This window comes from Nocardioides sp. CCNWLW216, from assembly GCF_037120545.1.
In the GTDB taxonomy this organism is placed as follows: Bacteria; Actinomycetota; Actinomycetes; order Propionibacteriales; family Nocardioidaceae; genus Nocardioides; species Nocardioides lianchengensis.
This window is the reverse complement of sequence record NZ_JBBBBJ010000003.1, coordinates 405,698-425,115: the sequence shown is the minus strand read 5'-3', so window position 1 is coordinate 425,115 and position 19,418 is coordinate 405,698. Positions and strand designations below refer to the sequence as shown.

Here is a 19,418-nt window from a genome sequence, read left to right as displayed (position 1 = left end):
CACCACCATCGGGCTCGGGGGCGCATACTCGAGGTGATGACCACCTCTCCCGGGGCGAAGCGCAGACACCTCGCCAGCAGTCCGTTCAAGCCCGATCCCGAGCCTGTGATCGAGGAGTTCACGGTCGGTGACCGCGTCTCCCACGACTCCTACGGCCTCGGTCGGGTCACCGCGGTGCACGCGAGCGGGGTGACGGTCGACTTCGGTGACCAGACCCTGCACATCCGCAGCCCGTTCACCGGGATGTCCCCGCTCTAAGCGGCCTCGTCGCGCAGCGGGTGCGCGATCTCGTCGGCCGGCAACCGGGCGGCGACGGTCGCGACCACCGCCGCGACCCCGGGCACCAGCCCGGCGATCAGGAACGTCGTGCGCAGCCCGAGCAGCTCGCTGACCGGTCCGGCGAGGGCCATCGAGACCGGCATCAGGCTCACCGACACGAAGAAGTCGAGCGAGGCGACCCGACCCAGCAGGTGCGGCGGGACGCGGCGCTGCAGCAGCGTCCCCCAGATCACCATCGGGAACGCGAACATCGCCCCCAGGACGAAGGCCGCGACGACGACCACCCAGATCTCGGTCGCCAGCCCGATCACCACGAGCGGTAGGCAGCCGACGCCCCAGCCGACGTTCATCACCGTGAGGTAGCGCCGCGGCATCCGCAGCGAGGCCATGGTCAGCGAGCCCACCGCGCCGCCGATGCCGAAGGCGGCCAGCACCAGCGCGTGGTCGCCCGGACCGCCGCCCAGCTTGTCCTTGACCAGGAACGGCACCAGCACCTCGAGCGGGCCCATCATCGCCAGCACCATCAACGAGGCGAAGAGCAGCGTGGCGAGCAGCCACGGCGTCCGCACCAGGTAGCCGAACCCCTCGCGCAGGTCGCCCAGGACCGACCCGTGCGGGCCCTCCTCACGCCGGACCGGCGTCAGGGGCACCAGCGTCAGGGCGACGATCGCCGCCAGGCACGCGGCCGCGGCCACCCCGAGGGCCGCCCCGGAGGACGCCACGCCCACGACCACCCCGGCCACGCCGGGCCCGACCGCCTGGCCCACCGTGGGCCGGACCATCCCCTCGAAGCCGTTGACCGCCAGCAGGTCGCGCTCCTCGACCAGCGCGGGCAGCCAGGCGGAGTACGCCGGGTAGTAGAAGGCCATCGCCGCGCCGATCACGAACGACACCGCTGCGAGGTGCCAGACCCGGGTCAGGTCGGCCGTCGACAGGGCCGCCACCAGTGCCATGCCGGCCAGCTCGACGGCGGCCACGCCCAGCAGGACCAGCTTCTGCGGGACCCGGTCGGCGACCACGCCGCCCAGCAGCGCGGGGAGCAGCACACCGACGGCGCCGGCGGTCGAGACGAGCGACAGCTGGCCCGGGCCGCCGCCGATCCGGATCACCTCCCAGACCAGCCCGACGACCCAGACCCCGGACGCGAAGGTCGACAGCACCAACGCGAGCGCCAGGCGTCGGTAGCCGGGGCTCCGGAACGGCGTCAGCGCGCGCGGCAGGCTCCGCTCGGGCGCGTCGGTCAGCTGCTCGGTCATGTCGGGGAAGACCCTGCCACGACCGGACTCTCATCGGTCACCAGGACGACCTTCCCCAGGGCCCGGCGGCCCTCGAGGTCGGCGTGGGCGCGCGCCGCGTCCGCGAGCGGGTACGTCGACACCAGCGGCCGCCAGTCGCCCGCCGCGACCCGGTCCAGGGCCCGGGCGGCCAGCCCGGGGATCCCGCCCGGCAGCGCGGCCATCCGCGGGCCGAGGCTCCAGCCGACCGTCAGCCCGCGGGCGACCACGTCACCTGTGTCGAACCGGGTCGGGGCGCCCGCGCTGAACCCGAACATCACCTGGCGACCGCCCGGGGCGAGCAGCTCCAAGGCCGCGCGGCCGACCGCACCGCCGACGCCGTCGTAGACGAGGGTGACGGGGGTCAGGGCCTCCCTCCAGCCCGGCTCGGCGTAGTCGGCCACGGCGTCCGGCTCGAGGGCGGCGAGGGCCGCGACCCGGTCCGGGCCGCCGGCGGCGGCGACCACCCGGGCGCCCGCCGTACGGGCCGACTGCGCGAGCAGCCAGCCCAGGCCGCCCGCGGCGGAGAGCACCAGCACGGTGTCGCCGGCGCGCGGCGGCTCCAGCTCGACGACGCCGAGCGCGGTCCGGCCGGTGCCCACCGCCGCGACGGCGTCGGGGAACGGGACGTGGTCCGGTACGGCGAGCAACGTGCCCTCCGCGGTGACGGCCTGCTCGGCGTACCCGCCCGGGACCATGCCGAGGTGGGCAACCACCCGGCGCCCCAGCCAGGCCCCGTCGACGCCGGCGCCGACCCGGTCGACGACGCCCGCGACCTCGCGACCGGGGACGGTCGGCAGGTCGGGCGGCGGCATCGGCCCGCCGCTCTCGCCGCGACGCAGCGAGGTGTCGAGCAGGTGCACCCCGGCGGCCGCGACGGCGACCCGGACCTCGCCCGGGGCGGGCTCGAGGTCGGGGAGCTCGTCGAGGACGAGGTGGTCGGGCGGGCCGAAGGCGTGGAGCCGGATCGCGTGCATGAGCCGATCGAACAACCTCAAGTTAAGTTGAGGTCAAGCGAGCCAGCGCATCGAGCGGCCGTGCCCGTGCGTCCAGGCCACGGCCCGCCCGTCCACGCCGAGCACGAACGTCGCGCGCTCCTCGGGCACCGGAGGCCCGGTCGCCGTCACCCGGGGCAGCACTCGCTTGCCCTCGTTGCTCACCCAGCGGCAGGCGCCGTCGGCCACCAGGCCGGCCATCAGATCGTGGAATCGCTCGCGGTCCGGGTCCGTCAGGTAGGCGATCACCGCCGTGTGGAAGACCACCACCGGCCCGTACGACGACGCCTCCGCCACCAGCGCCGGCAGCTCCTCCAGCAGGTCGCCGGTGCGCAGGTCCGGCGGATCGGCCCGGGCCACCTCGATCGCCTGCTGCAGCTGGGCGCGGCGCGCGTCCTGCTCGGGCCAGACCAGCGTGGCCAGCCAGGCCATCGCGTCGGCGTCGGCGACGTCCAGCGGATGGAGGTCGACGCCGCCGCGCCAGGCGACCCGCGGCAGCTCGGCGGGCAGCGGCGCCGGACCGCGCACCCGGCAGCGCAACGCCGTCCCGGTCCCGGCCGCGACGGTCCCGTCCTCGGTCTCCCAGGCGTAGGACCATCGGTCCGGGTAGAGCACCAGCCCCGCGCTCGGCCCGACCTCCAGCAGCGCGACCGGCTCGACGATCCCCAGCGTCGCGAACGCGGGGACCAGGGTGGCCAGTCGGCCCACCTCGTTGGTCTGGGTACGGCGCTCGAGGATCGTCGCGCGGATCCGGCCGTCGTCGCCGAGCAGGGCGTCGCGCAGCGCGTCGTACGGGCCGGGGGCGGGGACGCCGTGCCAGCGGGCGGCGGCGAACACGAGGTTGGGCTGGGCCTTGCCGGGCGGCAGCGCGCCCAGCCAGGCGAGGACCTCGGGGTCGTCCGCGACAGCGGCCGCCCAGGCGCCGAAGCAGGCCGAGTCGGCGGCCGCGTAGCGCCCGAAGTCGGCGTACTGGTCGACCAGCTCTCCGTAGACGTCCACGAGGGCATCATCACGCCTGGCCGATTCGACTCGCGTGCGGGTCGCGGCCGTGTGACCATCTAGGCATGGCCTGGGGGGGCAGGAGCAGGACGACGGCTGCCGTCATGACGGCAGCGGTCCTCCTCGTCGTCGCCACCGGCTGCTCGAGCGAGGTCGACCGGGGGGCGGGCATCCGCAACGACCTCGCGACCCACGCGGCCGTCGCCGAGGTCCAGGTGGACGATCAGGGCGCCCACCTGGAGATCGGCCTCACCCCCGGGCTCGCCGAGGCCGCCGTCGTCGCGCTGGTCGCCGAGGTCGACCGGGTGACGGCCGAGCAGGGGGAGCCGTCGTACCTGCTGGAGCTCAGGGAGACCGACGCCCCCGACGTCCTGGCGGTCGACGAGGCCTTCGCCGCGGACGCGCGGGCGGCCGAGGTCGTCGCGGCCTGGCGGCGCTCGGCCGCTGCCTTCGTCGGCGAGACCCGGGTGACCTACGAGAGCGGCCGTACCACCGTGGAGGTCGCCTCGGGCGGCGGGCTCGCCCACGACGTCACCGAGTCCAGCCGGCTCCCGCTGCCGCCGCAGCCGGTGACCTGGCGCTACACGAGCGGCGCCGGGACCGTCGTCCTGGACGGGAAGGTGTCCGACGGCGACATCGACCTGGTCGAGCGGGTCCAGCGCGGCGTCTCCTCCCCCAGCCTCCCGCTCGCCGCCGCCAGCTGGCGGCTCGAGCGGGGCCGGTCCCAGGTCCGGCTCGACCTCGGGACCGACCTCGGCCCCGTCGCCCCCGCCGACGTCACCCCCGCCGCCTGGGGTGGCCGGATCGCCCCGCTCGCACGGAGCGGCGTCGCGGCCCTCGGCCGTCAGCGCCGCCCGGTCGTGGTCCGGCTGTCGCACCCCGTCGGCGAGCGCGCCGACGTCTTCGCCTGGTGGACCTCCGACCGCCCACCGGCCGACGGCCGGGACCGGCTCGCCCGGGGCTGGGACGCCTGGCTGGTGGCCCAGTCCCGAGCGATCTGATCGACCGGACCGAGCCCGCGGACTCGGCGGAGCCCGTCAGGCTCACTCGCGGGCGCGGCCGCGTTCTCGGAGGTAGCGCGCGGCCCGCTCCTGCGGACTTTCTCCCGGCGTCTCGGCTGCCCGCTGATCGGGCGTCGGCGCCTGGCTCGGCACGGCGGTCTCGTCGTCGGGGGTGGGCGACTCGCCGACCTGGAGGTGCCGGTAGAGCTCGGGGAACGCGACTAGCTCCTTGGGCCGTCCGGCAGCGGCCCGTGTTCACGTCATGACAGCTCCAGTCGAGTGGCAGTACCCCGCCTGAGAGCGAGACATGGATAGTTGTCGATGTTGATGTCTGGCCCTGTGGCGCGTCGTATCGACGTATGTCAACATTCACGTATGTCGAAGTCATCGCAGGACGAGTGTGGGCCGCTCACGGTCGACGGGCTGGCGTGCTGCGTGCCGCTGGCTCGGGAGCCCATCAGCGCCGACCAGGCCGCCGGAGTCGTAGCGATGCTGAAGGCCATGGCCGACCCCGCCCGGTTGCGGCTGCTGTCGCTGGTGCTCTCTCATGAGGGCGGCGAGGCGTGCGTGTGCGACCTGCTGCCGCACTTCGACCTGACCCAGCCGACCATCAGCCACCACCTGAAGGTCCTCCACGAGGCCGGGCTGCTGAACCGCGAGAAGCGCGGCACCTGGGTCTACTACATCGCCCGCCCCGAGGCGATGGCCGCGCTCGGCGCCCTCTTCGCCACCGGCAACCCGGCAAGTTCCGCAACGCCCCAGACAGAGATGGCGGGGGCGTCGGCATGAGCGACACCGTCCACGAGACCACCGGCAGCGGCGCCGACAGCCCGGTACTGCAACGCCTCTCGACCCTCGACCGATTCCTCCCGGTCTGGATCGGCGTGGCCATGGTCGTGGGTCTGGTGCTCGGCCGGCTCGTCGACGGACTCGACGACGCACTCGCCGCCGTCGAGATCGGCTCAGTCTCCCTCCCCATCGCCATCGGCCTGCTCGTGATGATGTACCCGGTCCTCGCGAAGGTCCGCTACGACGAGCTCGGCCACGTCACCGGGGACCGCCGGCTGCTGGCGACCTCCATCGTCCTGAACTGGCTGCTCGGCCCGGCGCTGATGTTCGCGCTGGCTTGGCTGCTGCTCCCGGACCTGCCGGAGTACCGCACCGGCCTCATCATCGTGGGCCTCGCCCGGTGCATCGCGATGGTGCTGATCTGGAACGACCTCGCCTGCGGCGACCGTGAGGCCGCCGCCATCCTGGTCGCGCTCAACGCCGTCTTCCAGATCCTGGCCTTCGCGGTTCTCGGCTACTTCTACCTCCAGGTCCTTCCCGGGTGGCTCGGCCTGGACCAGACCGACCTCGACGTGTCCATGTGGGGCATCGCGAAGTCCGTCCTGGTCTTCCTCGGCATCCCACTCGCAGCCGGGTTTCTCACCCGCACCCTGGGTGAGCGCGCCAAGGGCCGCGACTGGTACGAGACCACCCTGCTGCCCCGCATCGGACCCCTGGCGCTCTACGGGCTGCTGTTCACCATCGTCCTGCTCTTCGCGCTCCAGGGCGACACCATCACCAACCAGCCCCTCGACGTCGTCCGCATCGCCCTGCCGCTCCTGGTCTACTTCGCCCTCATGTGGGGCGGATCCATGCTCCTCACCCGGGCGCTCGGGTTCGACTACCAGCGCGCCACCGCCGTCTCCTTCACCGCCGCCGGCAACAACTTCGAGCTCGCCATCGCCGTGGCCATCGGCGTCTTCGGCGTCGCCTCCGGCCAAGCCCTCGCCGGCGTCGTCGGCCCCCTCATCGAGGTCCCCGTCCTCGTCGGCCTCGTCTACGTCAGCCTCTGGGCCCGCAAGTTCTACCCCGACTGCAGCACGATCCACTCCGCCGAGACCGACTCCTCAGGAGCGACCCGATGACCGACCCCACCAGCATCGACGCAACGGCTGGGCAGCCCGACGTACCCCAGGTCGTGTTCGCCTGCGTCCGCAACGGCGGCCGCTCCGTCATCAGCAGAGTCCTCACCGAGCACTACGCCGGCGGCCGCGTCCGGGCACTCTCCGCCGGCACCCAGCCCGGTGAGCACATCCACGCCGAGGTCGCCGACGTCCTCGAGAAGCTCGGCCTCGACACCTCCGGCGAGCAGCCCAAGCTCCTGACCCGCGACACCATCGCAACCAGCACCATGGCCATCACCCTCGGCTGCGGCGAGGAGTGCCCGTACGTCCCCGGCGTGAAGTACATCGACTGGCCCGTCGCCGACCCCGGCGGCCAGGACGAGGCCACCGTGCGCGCCATCATCGCCGACATCGACGGACGCGTCCGCGACCTGCTCGTCGACCTCGTCCCCGACATCGAACTCCCGCCGTCCGTCCTCGACCCAGCCTGATGAGAGAGCGGCTGTGACCGACAAGCCGAGCGTCCTGTTCGTCTGCGTCAAGAACGGCGGGAAGTCACAGATGGCCGCCGGCCTCATGCGGCACCTGGTAGGCGACCGCGTCCACGTCGACTCCGCCGGCACACGCCCAGGCGCCAATCTCAACGAGCTATCGGTGACGACCCTGCGCTAGATCGACGTCGACACGACCGGACGGAAGCCGAAGCCCGTCGCTCCCGCCCTCCTCAGAGCGGCCGACCTGGTCGTCATCCTGGGAGGCGAGGCCAAAGTCGAACCCGTCGACGGCACCCGCTTCGAGGTCTGGGAGACCGACGAACCGTCCGATCGAGGCATCGAAGGCGCTGAGCGCAGGCGTCTGATTCGGGACGACATCGCGACACGAGTGCGGCAACTCGCCCGCGAACTTGGGCCACTGAAGCAAGCCTGAGCTGCCGCCCCTCCACCGGTGAGGCCGACGACAAGGAACCACTTCGACCACGGTTCGACCCACCCAGAGCGCACCCTTCTGCCGCCGAGAGTGCGCGGTCCTGGCACCCTCTGAATCGAAGAGTCGCCGTGGAGGGTGCTTACGAGGGCTGGGTCTCCTGCTTGAGGAGCCCGATGAACTCATCAGCCATCTCCAGGTGCTGCACGAGCTTCAGCCGCCGCTTGCCAGCATCCTCTTGCACGGCTTTCAGCCGGGATCGCGCCTCATCGCGGACCTGCGAGGACACCTCGGCATCGCGTAGCGCCTCGATGTCGGTCATGGCTGCCTTCATCTCTTCCAGACTGAAGCCGAGTGGCTTCATGCGCCGAATCACCAGGATCTTCTCGACGTCGGTCTCGGTGTACAGCCGGAAGCCGCCATCGGTTCGTCCCGACGGGACCAGCAGCCCCACTTCTTCCCAGTGCCGGAGGCTGCGGAGCGAGAGGTCCGTGCGGGCCGCGACCTCTCCGATGTGCATGAAGCCGGTCGTCACCTCGTCTGTCGCCTGGACGCTTGTGGGGGCACCTTCAGAGCTGGATATGCCGTTCACCGTAGTCCCCCTCACTCTCTGACGACTACAACTCTAACCTCACGTAAGGGTAGAGTTGCACACAGACTTTCGCCGGCGACGACGCCAGCACGCGCACCATGGTCCCCCATCGCTCCCCCGATCGGACGATCCGGCGCGCCCCGAACACACCTACCCCTCTCTCGAACGGAGCACCCCTGCCTTGAGCGCGCCTGCACCTGCCCCTGCACCGCCGCACGTCCCCGACGACACCGTTCGGACCGCGCTACGCCGCCCGAAGCTGCTGCGCACCGAGGCTCTAGCCGGCCTCGTCGTTGCCCTCGCGCTGATCCCCGAGGCCATCTCGTTCTCGATCATCGCCGGCGTCGACCCGCGCGTCGGACTGTTCGCCTCGTTCACGATGGCGGTCGCGATCTCCTTCCTCGGCGGGCGCCCGGCGATGATCTCCGCCGCGACCGGCGCCATCGCCCTGGTCATCGCGCCGGTGATGCGCGACCACGGGTACGACTACCTCATCGCCACGGTGCTTCTCGGCGGGCTCATCCAGATCGTCCTGGCCCTGGCCGGCGTCGCGAAGCTGATGCGGTTCATCCCGCGCTCGGTCATGGTCGGGTTCGTCAACGCGCTGGCCATCTTGATCTTCGAGGCCCAGGTCGACCACATGCTCGACGTTCCGTGGGCGGTCTACCCGATGATCGCGGTCGGCATCGCCGTCATCGTCGGCTTCCCCCGGGTCAACAAGATCATCCCGGCCCCGCTCGTGGCCATCGTCGCCCTCACCGGGTTCACGCTGCTCGCGGCGATCGACGTCCCGAACGTCGGCGACGAGGGCGAGCTCCCCGACAGCCTCCCGTCGTGGTTCGTGCCCGACGTGCCGTTCAATCTCGACACGCTGCAGATCATCGCTCCCTACGCCCTGGCGATGGCACTGGTCGGCATCCTGGAGTCGCTGCTGACCGCCAAGCTCGTCGACGACATCACCGACACCCCCTCCGAGAAGACCCGCGAAGCGCTCGGTCAGGGCGCGGCGAACGTCATCACCGGGTTCTTCGGCGGCATGGGCGGCTGCGCGATGATCGGCCAGACCATGATCAATGTGAAGGCGTCCGGTGCGCGCACCCGGATCTCCACGTTCCTCGCCGGCGTCTTCCTGCTCATCCTCGTCGTCGGGTTCGGCGACATCGTCGCGAAGATCCCCATGGCGGCGCTGGTCGCGGTGATGATCATGGTCGCGGTCGGCACCTTCGACTGGCACTCCATCCAGCCCACGACTCTGCGACGGATGCCGAAGTCCGAGACGACCGTCATGGCCGCCACCGTCATCGTCACCGTGGCCACCCACAACCTGGCCATCGGTGTCGTGGTCGGCGTCCTGGTCGCCATGACTCTCTTCGCCCGCCGGGTCGCGCACCTCACCCAGACCCACCGCGAGCTTGTCGAGGACGCCCAGGGCCGGGGGACCGCGGTCTACCGGGTCACGGGCGAGCTGTTCTTCGCCTCGTCCAACGACCTCTACACCCAGTTCGACTACACCGAAGACCCCGACCAGGTCGTCATCGACCTCACCGACTCCCACATCTGGGACGCCTCCACCGTCGCCTCCCTCGACGCCATCACCACCAAGTACGAACGCAAGGGCAAGAGCGTCACCATCATCGGCCTCAACCCCTCCAGCGCCGACCGCCACGAGCGTCTCACCGGGCAGCTCGCCTCACACTGAGCATGACCGGGAACCGTCGCGATCTGCCGCGTCCCTCGGGAGGGTCTGCTCACGCGATGCTGGCGACGTGGTTGCTGGCAGAGGCGTCCGCGGCCACGTTGTACAGGACCCGGTTGATCTGTCGGTCGCCCGTCCGGGACAGCCGGTAGCGGACCTGATCGCCGGAGGAGGCTTCGATCGGCGCGGTGCCGTTCCACGACGCGACGTGCGCCTCGGACCGGAACCGGGCGCGGTCGCCGACCTCGACCAGCAACCTGGCGGCACACGTCGGCCCGATGACGTGCAGGTCGGGCAGGTCGGGCAGGCCGGTGCCGATGGGTGGTCACGAGCTCGGTCGGCTATGTGGTTCGCGGCCTTCGTCCGCGCGTAGACACGCCTGATTCCGGCGTGTTCGGGGCAAGGTCACGAAGCACCCCGCGTCCTGCGCGGATCGATCCGCGATGGGTACCTGACAGGTGATCGGTGAACCCGATCGCGGTGCGCCGGGAAGTCTGGTCGGCATAGTCCCGTCGACCCCTGGTGAAGTTCCCCGATGCCCATTCCCGCCCCGTCCCGCCACGAGCCTCCGGCTTCCACGCCGACAACGCGGTTGTTCTCCCGAGGCTCATTCCTCGAGCATTCCCGCATCGCGAGCGTGCTCCGTGCCGAGACCACGGGCGGGCTGCTCCTCCTCGCCGGCGCCCTGATCGCCATCGTCTGGGCCAACACCCCCTGGGCCTCGCTCTACGAGGACCTACGCGACCTGCGGATAGGCCCGTCCGCGGTTCACCTCGACCTCACCCTCGGCACATGGGCCGCTGACGGACTGCTGGCCATCTTCTTCTTCGTCGCCGGCCTGGAGCTCAAGCGCGAGTTCGTCTCCGGCGACCTACGCGACCCCCGCCGCGCCGCGCTCCCCGTAGCCGCCGCCGTCGGCGGGATGGCCGTCCCTGCCCTGATCTTCGTGCTGTGGAATCTCGGCCCCGACGGCGCACTGACCGGGTGGGCGATCCCGACCGCCACCGACATCGCCTTCGCCGTCGCTGTCCTCGCGGTCATCAGCACCCACCTGCCCAGCGGGCTACGCACCTTCCTGCTGACCCTGGCCGTGATCGACGACCTGTTCGCCATCACGATCATCGCGGTCTTCTACACCGACGAGCTCCAGCTCTCCTACCTTGCCCTCGCCCTCGTGCCGATCGCACTGTTCGCGCTGCTCGTACAGAAGCGGATCCGCACCGCCTGGCTGCTCGTCCCGCTCGCCGGCCTCGCCTGGGTGCTGGTCCACGAATCGGGTGTCCACGCGACCGTGGCCGGTGTCCTGCTGGGCTTCACCGTGCCGGTCATCCGCAGCGCGGCCGCAGGCGGACCCGACGCCGGACCCGGACTGGCCGAGCACTTCGAGCACCTCGTCCGACCCATCAGCGCCGGCATCGCAGTTCCCGTCTTCGCCTTCTTCGCCGCAGGCGTCACGGTGGGCGGCCTCGACGGACTGTTGGACTCCCTCCGCGACCCCGTCGCCCTCGGCATCGTCACCGGGCTCGTGATCGGAAAGACCATCGGCATCGCCGGCTCGACCTGGCTTCTCTCAACCTTCACCCGCGCCGACCTCGACGACGAGCTGTCCTGGCTCGATGTCATCGGCCTCTCGATGCTCGCCGGCATCGGCTTCACCGTCTCGCTCCTCATCGGCGAGCTCGCCTTCGGCACCGGCAGTGAACGCGACGACCACGTCAAGGTTGGCGTCCTCCTCGGATCCGTCCTGTGCGCACTCCTCGCCTCGATCCTGCTCCGCGCCCGCAACCACCACTACCGACGCATCTGCGAAGCAGAGAAGGTCGACGCAGACGCCGACGGCATCCCAGACCTCTTCGACGACCACCCCCGCCCCTCAACCGCAGACTGAACAGCGTCCGTCACGCACGCGTGTTCCAGTCGATCCCGGGGCTCCCCGCTGCCGGCATGCGCCCTCTCATGCCGCGATCCGCGCGCGTTGAAGTCCGACATGTGTGGCCGCGTCGCGACGACATCACCCCCGGTGCCCGGGTCACCTTTCACCGCATCGCCACTCCGACGACGACGGCAGCCAGGACCAAGCGCTGCTGACGAGTGGGGACGTCCTGGCTCTGTCGAGTCGTGATTCACGGGGACCGGGAGACCTCTGCCGTGGCGATCGAGCCACGTGCCAGATCGTGACGGGCTCTCCTCGGCGTTGACGTCGGGTCAGCCGGCCGGCAGGGCGACGTACGTCGTCTCGAGGTACTCCTCGATGCCCTCGAAGCCGCCCTCGCGCCCGAAGCCGCTGGCCTTCACGCCGCCGAACGGGGCGGCGGGGTTGGAGATCAGACCGGTGTTGATGCCGACCATGCCGTAGTCGAGCGACTCGGCCAGCCGGATGGTGCGGGACAGGTCGCGGGTGTAGGCGTACGACGCCAGCCCGTACTCGGTGTCGTTGGCCCGCGCGACCGCCTCCTCCTCGGTCTCGAAGGTGGTGATCGGCGCGACCGGCCCGAAGATCTCCTGGACGTTGATCGCGCTGTCGGCGGGCACGTCGAGCAGCACGGTCGGGGTGAAGAAGTAGCCCGGACCGTCGGGGGCCGAGCCCCCGGTGACCACCGTCGCGCCGTCGTGGACGGCGTCGGTGACGAGCTGACCGACCGACTCGACGGCCTTCTCGTCGATCAGCGGGCCGACGTCGACGCCGTCGTCCTGGCCGCGGCCGACCCTCAGGGCCCCCATCCGCGCCCCGAGCTTCTCGGCGAACTCGGCGGCGACCGAGGAGTGCACGAGGAACCGGTTCGCGGCGGTGCAGGCCTCGCCCATGTTGCGCATCTTGGCCACCATCGCGCCGGCGACCGCGGCGTCGACGTCGGCGTCCTCGAAGACCAGGAACGGGGCGTTGCCGCCGAGCTCCATGCTCACCCGCTGCAGCTGGTCGGCGGACTGGCGCACCAGCACCTTCCCGACCGCCGTCGACCCGGTGAAGCTGACCTTGCGCAGCCGGTCGTCGCCCTGCAGCGCCCGGCTGACCTCCGCCGCCCGCGTGGTGGGGACGACGTTCAGCACGCCCGCCGGGAGCCCGGCCTCCTCGAGGACGCCGGCCAGGGCCAGCATCGTCAGCGGCGTCAGCTCGGCCGGCTTGACGACCATCGTGCAGCCGGCCGCGATCGCCGGTCCGATCTTGCGGGTGCCCATCGCGAGCGGGAAGTTCCACGGCGTGATGAACAGGCACGGGCCGACCGGCTTCTTGATGGTCAGCAGCCGACTGCCGCCCGCCGGCGCCTGCATCCAGCGGCCGTGGATGCGGACCGCCTCCTCGGCGTACCAGCGGAAGAACTCGTTGCCGTAGGCCACCTCGCCCTTCGCCTCGGCGACGGTCTTGCCCATCTCGAGGCTCATCAGCTCGGCGAAGTCGTCGGCGCGGTCGGCGATCAGCCCGAACGCCGTGCGCAGGATCTCCCCGCGCTCGCGGGGCGCCGTACCGGCCCAGTCGGCCTGCGCGGCGACGGCCGCGTCGAGGGCTTCGACGGCGTCGGCGACGGACGCGTCGGCGACATCGGTGAGGACGCTGCCGTCGGCCGGGTCGAGCACGTCGAAGCGGCGGTCCTCGTCGGCCTCGCGCCACGCGCCGCCGATGAGGAGGCCCCGCTGGTGGGGGCTCAGGAGATCCAGTCCAGTCATGGTCCCCAGCCTGTCACCCGGCTGATCACCCGCACCAGTTCCAGGAAATCGATGACAGGTGTGGAGGCCCGTGGAACCATAGAGGAGTCGACTTCGGAGGGAGCACTTTGAAGGCGACCGAACCCCTTGCCGACCCCATGCGGCGAGGGGTTCTCCCTTGTCCGGGAACGGTCCCCACCGCCCCGGACGCCAAGAGGCGCGGGTCCCCGGTTCCTCACCGGGCACCCGCGCCTCTCGCTCGTCGTGGGGCTATTCCGGCGCAGCCGGCACCAGCAGCGCGGCGAGCTGGGTGCGGGAGCGCACGTCGAGCTTGCGGTAGATCCGGGTCAGCGTGGCCTCGACGGTCTTGACGCTGACGTAGACCCGCTCCGCGATCTCCCGGTTGCTGGCGCCCTGGGCGACCGCCCGCGCGATCCGCGCCTCGGTGTCGGTCAGCCGGTCCAGCGCGGGGTCGTCGCTGACGTCGGCGCGGGTCGGCTCCAGCTCGGCGCCGACCTGCTCGGCCCACGAGCGGGCGTGGAGGGAGACGAACAGGTCGCGGGCCTCCTCGAGCGCGGCCCGCGAGGCGGCCGCCCGGCGCCGGCGCCGTTCGAGGTGGGCGCGGCTGACCAGCGCCCGGCCGAGCTCGATGCGCAGGCCGACGTCGGCGAAGACCTTCGCGGCCCGGTCGAGCAGCAGCAGCGCCCCGTCGGCGTCGCCGCGGGCGTTGAGCAGCTCGGCCTCCGCGCGGTCGAGCTGGGCCGAGACCCCCTCGGTGCCGGGCCGGCCGTCCAGGCCGTGCCGGGCCTCGGCGACCAGGTCCTCGGCGTCGTCGAGCTGGCCGAGCCGGACCAGCGTCTCGACCAGCTCGGGCTGCCAGCGGTTGACGGTCGGATCGCCGATGCCGTGCGCGCGCTCGATGGACCGGATCCGGGTCAGCGCCTCCCGAGCGCCCTGGGCGTCGCCGGAGCGCAGCCGGGCCTGACCCAGGAGCAGCAGGTGTCGCTGGAGGTAGCGCGTGTCGCCGCGCTCCTCGGAGGCGAGCACCCCGCGCTCGGCCAACGTGCGGGCCGTGGACAGGTCACCGCCGGCCAGCTCGGCCAGGGCCTGGATGAACCAGCTGGTGTGCAGGTCGAGGGCGAACTCCTCACCGACCCGGGCCGCGCGGGCGGCGTACTCGAGCGCCTCGCGGCAACGGCCGGACCGGGCACCGACCTCGACCAGGCAGCGCAGCACGTGGACCTGGTCCATGCCGGCGCCGCGCTCCACCTGGGCGAGCATCGCGAGGTAGGCGGCCCAGGCCTCGTCGAGGCGGTCGTCGTAGAAGTCGAACCGGGCAGCCATGTAGGCGGGCGAGGTGTGCACGAACCCGGTGCTGCCGCCGCTCGTCCCGCTCTCGGCCAGGCGTACGGCGCGGTCGATCGGACCGCGGTGGTCGCCGCCGGTCCAGCGTCGCGAGACCGCCAGCGCGGTCAGGGCCACCGCGGAGCTCTCGACGTCGCCGGCCCGGTCCAGCAGCGTGACCGCCTGCTGGGCGCCGTGGGCCGCGGCGTCCGGACGCGACTCCATCAGCGCCACGCGCGAGCGCTGCAGCAGCACCATCGCCACCAGCCGGTCGTCGTCACCCGCGTCGGCGAGGGCCGCGGTGAGCACCTCGTCGAGCGCGGTCACGGGCGAGCCGGCGAGCTCCGGCAGAGCGAGCCGGACCCGCACCGTCTGGGCGGGGCTCGCGTTCGCCTCCAGGATCTCGGCCAGCGCCTCCTGGACGATCTCGACGTGGTTGCCGGGGGCCGCGGTCTCGATCGCCGAGGCCAGCCACTCCACACGCTCCTCGGCCAGCTCCACCGGCGCCCGGTCGGCGGCCAGCAGGTAGAGCTCGGCGGCGATCTCGCGGCCACCGGCCTCGGCCGCCTCGCGGGCGGCGACACCGAGCTCGCGGGCCAGGTCGTGGTCGGGCCGCGGGTCGGCGAGGGCCTGGTGACGGATCCGCTCCGCCTCGGTGGTGGCGACCGCGGCGAGCTCGCGGTGCAGCTCGCCCCGACGGTGCGCGGGAGTCAGCTCGGCGGTCACCGAGCGGAGCACCGTCGGCGTGAACCGCAGGGCGCCGTCGGTCCGGACGAGCACGCCGGCCTGCACCAGGCGTCGTACGTCGTCGTCGGCGGCGATCCGGCCCGCGCGCTCGAGCTGGCGCAGCGTCGGCCGGTGCAGCAGCGCGGCGTGCACCAGGGTCTCGCGCAGGTCGTCGGGCAGTGCCGCTACCCGGTCGCGCAGCACCCGCTCGATGCTCGCCGGCAGCGGGCTCGGCCCGCCGAGGAGGGTCGGCCGCTCCCGGATCGCGCCGCAGAGGGCCAGGGCCAGCGCCGGAACCCCGCCGGACTCGGCGTGCACCCGCTGCGCGACGTGGGCGGGCAGGCCGTGGCTGCCGAGCAGCTCGATCATCGTGGGCGCGTCGAGCGGAGGTACGTCGAGCGCGTGCAGGTCGGTCACGTCGATGCCGGTGCCGGCGTCCGGACCCACCGCGACGACCATCCGGACCCGCCCCGGCAGCCGCCGGCGGCTGTAGCCGAGGACGCAGGCCGACTCGGGGTCGAGCCACTGGACGTCGTCGAGGAGCACCAGCACCGGCCCGCGGCGCGAGACCACGTCGAGCAGGCCGTGCAGGACCGCGCAGAGCGACGACCGCATCTCGTCGGAGGAGTCGAGCCCCCCGAGGCCGGTCGCCAGCCGGTCGCGGGCCTCGTCGGGCAGGCTCGCGAGCAGACCCGGCGGCAGCTGGTCGACCAGATCGCGCAGTGCCGCGAAGGGCAGCGAGTGCTCGGCCGCCGCGCCGCTGGCCCGGAGCACCAGCGTCGTCCCCTCCTCGCGGGCCTCGGCCTCGAGGATGTCGAGCAGCGCGCTCTTGCCGATCCCCGCAGGGCCGTGGAGGGCGACCGGCAGTCCCTGCCCGAGGAGGTCGTGCACCTCCCCCAGCAGGTCCGGCCTACCCATCACCCGAGACATGGAACGACCACGGTACGTCCGCGCCTCCGGCCCCCGACAGGCGTGCGCCGTGTGAAATGGGCCCACCGGGGGTGGAAGGTTCCGGACCTCGCCGATAGTCGCTGACGTTCGGCAGGAACGGGAGCGGCAGGACGTCAGGGACTATCGCGCCGCTCGGAGGAACTCCTCCAGGATCGGGCCGGCGGTGCGGGAGCCGGACTCGCCGACCTCGACGAAGACGGCGACGGCCAGGTCACCCTGGGCGGCGATCATCCAGGCGTGGGTGCGGACCGGGTCGCTGCCGAACTCGGCCGTGCCGGTCTTGGCGATCGCGGCCGGGCCGGGCAGGTCGGCCAGGGCGCGGCCACTGCCGTCGGTGACGACGCCGCGCAGCATCCCCTTCAGGGCCTGGGCCTCGGCGGCGCTCAGCGGCTGGGCGCCGTCGGGCGCGCTCACCTCGACCGAGGGGACCAGCTGCGGGATCACCAGCGAGCCCCGCTGGACCGAGGCGATGACCGTGGCCATCACCATCGGCGAGGCCAGGACGGTGCCCTGGCCGATGGTGTTGGCCGCCGCCTCGGTCTCCGAGCCGGCCGCCTTCACGCTGCCGAGGAAGGCCGGGAAGCCCAGGTCGTGGTCGAGACCCATGCCGAGGGACACGGCGGCGTCGTAGAGGCCGGTGCCCCCGAGGCGGTCGGTCTGGGAGATGAAGGCGGTGTTGCAGGAGTTGGCCACCGCGGAGCGCAGCGGGATGCGCCCGGTCGCGCCGCTCGGGTAGTCGGAGTAGTTCTTGAACCGCTTGCCGTCGACCACGATCGTGGAGGTGCAGGGCACCCGGGTGTCGGGCGTCAGTCCGGCCCGCAGCAGGGCCAGGCTGGTGACGGTCTTGAACGTCGAGCCCGGCGCGAACTGGCCGAACGTCGCCATGTTGTAGCCGTCGGTGCCCGGCCCGTTGGCCGCCGCGAGGATCGCCCCGGTGCTGGGCCGGATGGCCACCAGGGCACTGGCGGGCCTCACGTCGGCGAGCAGCCCCTCGGCGGCCAGCTGCAGGTCGGGGTCGAGGGTCAGCTCCAGGGTGCCGCCAGTCCGGGCATTGGCACGGAACAGCTCGCGCTCCGCCTCGCCCTCCTCGCCGGCGTCCGTGACCGCACTGACCACCACACCGGGCTCGCCCTGGAGCAGGTCGTCGTAGCGGGACTGCAGCCCGGACAGACCGGCCTGGTCGCCGGCGGCGTACTTCTCCGGCTCGTCCTTGACCATCTCGGCGGTCACCTCGCCGACCGTGCCGAGGATCGGTGCGGCGAACTCACGGGTCGGCGCCAGCGGCTGCTCGTCCTGGACGGCCAGGACCGCGGGGTCCTGCTCGGCCAGCCGGGCCGCGGCCGCGGGGACGTCCTCGCGGCGGTAGGTGATCGCCTCCACGAACGCCGCGTCGCCGGCCTTCGCCACCTCGTCGGCGTACGACGCCGCGTCGATGTCGACCACGCGCGCCAGGCCCCGCGCGGCCTCGACGGCCTGGGCCTTCGGCACGGCCGACCGGTCGACGCCGAGTCGTACGACGGGCCGCAGCGTGACCAGGGTCTGCCCGCCGTCGCCGGTGATGTCGCCGCGCCGGGCGGCGATCGTCGTGGTGTCGAGCACCTCGCCCTCGGCCAGCGACGGCTCTACCAGCGTCGGCGACCAGGCCACCCGCCACTCGTCGTCGACCAGCTCCAGCGGCGCCTCCGTGGTGTAGGTCCACGGCTGGGCGCCCACCGGCCAGGACCAGGCGAGGGTCGCCGTCGACGCGCCGTCGGTCGCGTCGGCGACGTCCTCCACGGTGATCGTGGGCTCCACGTCGCCGAGCCCCTCCACCACCGAGGAGTACGACGCCGTCGCCTCCGCCGCCGTGGCGTCGGTGAACACCACCTGGGCCAGGTCGCCGCCGGCCAGGCCGGTGGCCAGGTCGGCCGCGGCCTGGTCGGGCTCGGGGTCCGCGAGCTGCTCGGCCACCTGGTCGCAGGAGCTGAGCAGCCCGGTCACCAGGAGCACGGCGGTCGAGGCCAGGAGCACGCGTCGCATGGCCCCTCTTCTACCAGCCGGCACCGACCGGACCGTGCTGCGGACGCCTCAGGGGTGTCGCCTCAGCCAGGCCTCGAGGTCGATGCCGTGACGTCGGGCGGCCCGCCTGGCCTGCTTCGTGCGCGGGTCGGGCTTGCGGAACGGCGCGACCCGCGTTCCCGCCGTCCGCGCGAGGGGAGCCGGGCTCGCGACCCCGGTGCGGGCGGCCGGCCCGGGTCCCCGCAGCAGCGGTCGCACCACGGGCAGCAGGCCGGCGGCGTGCCCCGCGCGGTTGGGGTGGTAGCTCTCGCCGACCGGCACCGAGAGCCCGTTGAGCCACGCGGGGTCGTCGCAGACGGCGTGCCCACCGAACCGCTTCGTGGGGTCGGCGAAGGCGAACCCGGCGGCCCGGGCCGCGGCGGCGATCCGGGCGTTGAGCAGGTCGCCGGTCGCGTTCAGCTGCTGCTGCTCGGCTCGGGTGAACCAGGTGCCGAGGTCGCAGTCGGTCCCCTGGAACACGCGCGGGTAGCCGACCACCACCACGCGGGCGCGCGGCGCCCGGGACCGGACCTCGGCGTACAGGGCGCGGAGGCGGGCCGGCAGGGTGTCGCGGATGAAGGCCCGCGCCCGGGCGACGGCGGGGTCGCAGTCGAGCAGCCACCACGGGGTCGCGCAGGTGGTCAGCACCCCCGCGAAGCCGGCGTCGTTGCCGCCGACCGAGAGGGTGACGAAGCGCGTCCGGCTGGTCAGGGCCGCCAGCTGCGAGGCGCGGACGTGGGCGATCGTCGCGCCGGAGCAGGCACGGAAGCGCAGCGTCCAGCCGCGCGCCTTCGCCAGCAGCGCCGGATAGGCGTACGACGACCGCTGGCAGTCGCTGCCGTCGAGGTAGCGGCCGGTGCCGACCCCCGACGCGTAGGAGTCGCCGAGCGCGGCGTAGACCGGCGGCGCGGCGGCCTCGGCCGGCGGCGCGGCGGTCAGGAGGGAGAGGAGCAGGCCGAGCACGAGCCCGGCGGTGGTGAGGGGACGGCGCACGAGCGACCTCCGAGATCCGGCGGCCGCCCCGATGCGGCCGCCGGATCACTGAAGCACTCGGCTCCGACGGCCG

The 19,418-nt window shown here is 72.7% G+C and carries 17 protein-coding genes; 8 read left to right on the top strand and 9 right to left on the bottom strand.

Annotated elements, in window-relative coordinates; translation table 11 throughout:
* Positions 1–36 precede the first annotated feature (36 nt).
* Positions 37–258, top strand: coding sequence for a hypothetical protein (locus V7S47_RS09740; protein WP_090851206.1), 222 nt, complete (start codon positions 37–39; stop codon positions 256–258).
* On the opposite strand, the gene V7S47_RS09735 is transcribed toward V7S47_RS09740, so the two are convergent.
* The 3 genes from V7S47_RS09735 to V7S47_RS09725 are packed head-to-tail and all read right to left on the bottom strand — an operon-like array spanning position 255 to position 3,547.
* Positions 255–1,535: an MFS transporter gene (locus V7S47_RS09735; protein ID WP_090851209.1), complete on the bottom strand. Its 1,281-nt coding sequence runs from the start codon at positions 1,533–1,535 to the stop codon at positions 255–257. The genes V7S47_RS09740 and V7S47_RS09735 overlap by 4 nt on opposite strands.
* Positions 1,532–2,530 (bottom strand): zinc-binding dehydrogenase, encoded by a 999-nt coding sequence (locus tag V7S47_RS09730; RefSeq protein WP_336561372.1) that lies wholly within the window; start codon positions 2,528–2,530, stop codon positions 1,532–1,534. Before V7S47_RS09730 ends, V7S47_RS09735 begins: the two co-directional genes overlap by 4 nt.
* Before the next feature lie 33 nt (positions 2,531–2,563).
* Positions 2,564–3,547 (bottom strand): DUF2332 domain-containing protein, encoded by a 984-nt coding sequence (locus tag V7S47_RS09725; protein ID WP_336561371.1) that lies wholly within the window; start codon positions 3,545–3,547, stop codon positions 2,564–2,566.
* A gap of 104 nt (positions 3,548–3,651) precedes the next feature.
* Between V7S47_RS09725 and V7S47_RS09720 the strand changes: the two genes are divergently transcribed.
* The 5 genes from V7S47_RS09720 to V7S47_RS09700 all read left to right on the top strand — a co-directional run bounded on the left by V7S47_RS09720 (position 3,652) and on the right by V7S47_RS09700 (position 7,112).
* Complete coding sequence (locus tag V7S47_RS09720) at positions 3,652–4,548, top strand: hypothetical protein (RefSeq protein WP_336561370.1); 897 nt, start codon at positions 3,652–3,654, stop codon at positions 4,546–4,548.
* A 375-nt stretch (positions 4,549–4,923) separates the two neighbouring features.
* Positions 4,924–5,337, top strand: coding sequence for a metalloregulator ArsR/SmtB family transcription factor (locus tag V7S47_RS09715; RefSeq protein ID WP_336561369.1), 414 nt, complete (start codon positions 4,924–4,926; stop codon positions 5,335–5,337).
* Positions 5,334–6,461, top strand: coding sequence for an ACR3 family arsenite efflux transporter (gene arsB, locus V7S47_RS09710; RefSeq protein WP_336561368.1), 1,128 nt, complete (start codon positions 5,334–5,336; stop codon positions 6,459–6,461). Before V7S47_RS09715 ends, arsB begins: the two co-directional genes overlap by 4 nt.
* Positions 6,458–6,931: an arsenate-mycothiol transferase ArsC gene (locus tag V7S47_RS09705; protein WP_336561367.1), complete on the top strand. Its 474-nt coding sequence runs from the start codon at positions 6,458–6,460 to the stop codon at positions 6,929–6,931. The genes arsB and V7S47_RS09705 overlap by 4 nt, the downstream gene beginning before the upstream one ends.
* 13 nt (positions 6,932–6,944) lie before the next feature.
* A complete protein-coding gene (locus V7S47_RS09700) occupies positions 6,945–7,112 on the top strand; it encodes an arsenate-mycothiol transferase ArsC (RefSeq protein WP_336561366.1) in 168 nt (55 codons plus the stop codon).
* Positions 7,113–7,506: 394 nt separating this feature from the next.
* Here the strand turns inward: V7S47_RS09700 and V7S47_RS09695 are convergent, their stop codons facing one another.
* Positions 7,507–7,956 (bottom strand): MerR family transcriptional regulator, encoded by a 450-nt coding sequence (locus V7S47_RS09695; RefSeq protein ID WP_336561365.1) that lies wholly within the window; start codon positions 7,954–7,956, stop codon positions 7,507–7,509.
* A gap of 181 nt (positions 7,957–8,137) precedes the next feature.
* Between V7S47_RS09695 and V7S47_RS09690 the strand changes: the two genes are divergently transcribed.
* Positions 8,138–9,655, top strand: a complete 1,518-nt coding sequence (locus V7S47_RS09690) for a SulP family inorganic anion transporter (RefSeq protein ID WP_336561364.1) — start codon at positions 8,138–8,140, stop codon at positions 9,653–9,655.
* Positions 9,656–9,704: 49 nt separating this feature from the next.
* On the opposite strand, the gene V7S47_RS09685 is transcribed toward V7S47_RS09690, so the two are convergent.
* Positions 9,705–9,932: an IS110 family transposase gene (locus V7S47_RS09685; protein WP_336561462.1), complete on the bottom strand. Its 228-nt coding sequence runs from the start codon at positions 9,930–9,932 to the stop codon at positions 9,705–9,707.
* A gap of 255 nt (positions 9,933–10,187) precedes the next feature.
* Between V7S47_RS09685 and nhaA the strand changes: the two genes are divergently transcribed.
* Positions 10,188–11,540: a Na+/H+ antiporter NhaA gene (gene nhaA, locus V7S47_RS09680; RefSeq protein WP_442945341.1), complete on the top strand. Its 1,353-nt coding sequence runs from the start codon at positions 10,188–10,190 to the stop codon at positions 11,538–11,540.
* Positions 11,541–11,857: 317 nt separating this feature from the next.
* Here the strand turns inward: nhaA and V7S47_RS09675 are convergent, their stop codons facing one another.
* The 4 genes from V7S47_RS09675 to V7S47_RS09660 all read right to left on the bottom strand — a co-directional run bounded on the left by V7S47_RS09675 (position 11,858) and on the right by V7S47_RS09660 (position 19,345).
* Positions 11,858–13,315: an NAD-dependent succinate-semialdehyde dehydrogenase gene (locus V7S47_RS09675; protein WP_336561362.1), complete on the bottom strand. Its 1,458-nt coding sequence runs from the start codon at positions 13,313–13,315 to the stop codon at positions 11,858–11,860.
* 249 nt (positions 13,316–13,564) lie between these two features.
* Entirely contained in the window at positions 13,565–16,294 is a 2,730-nt protein-coding gene (locus tag V7S47_RS09670; RefSeq protein ID WP_336561361.1) for an AAA family ATPase, read from the bottom strand.
* A 141-nt stretch (positions 16,295–16,435) separates the two neighbouring features.
* The gene (locus V7S47_RS09665; protein WP_336561360.1) at positions 16,436–18,334 is read right to left on the bottom strand and encodes a penicillin-binding transpeptidase domain-containing protein; all 1,899 of its coding nucleotides are present in this window, start codon (positions 18,332–18,334) and stop codon (positions 16,436–16,438) included.
* A 48-nt stretch (positions 18,335–18,382) separates the two neighbouring features.
* A complete protein-coding gene (locus tag V7S47_RS09660) occupies positions 18,383–19,345 on the bottom strand; it encodes an SGNH/GDSL hydrolase family protein (RefSeq protein ID WP_336561359.1) in 963 nt (320 codons plus the stop codon).
* Positions 19,346–19,418: the final 73 nt, after the last annotated feature.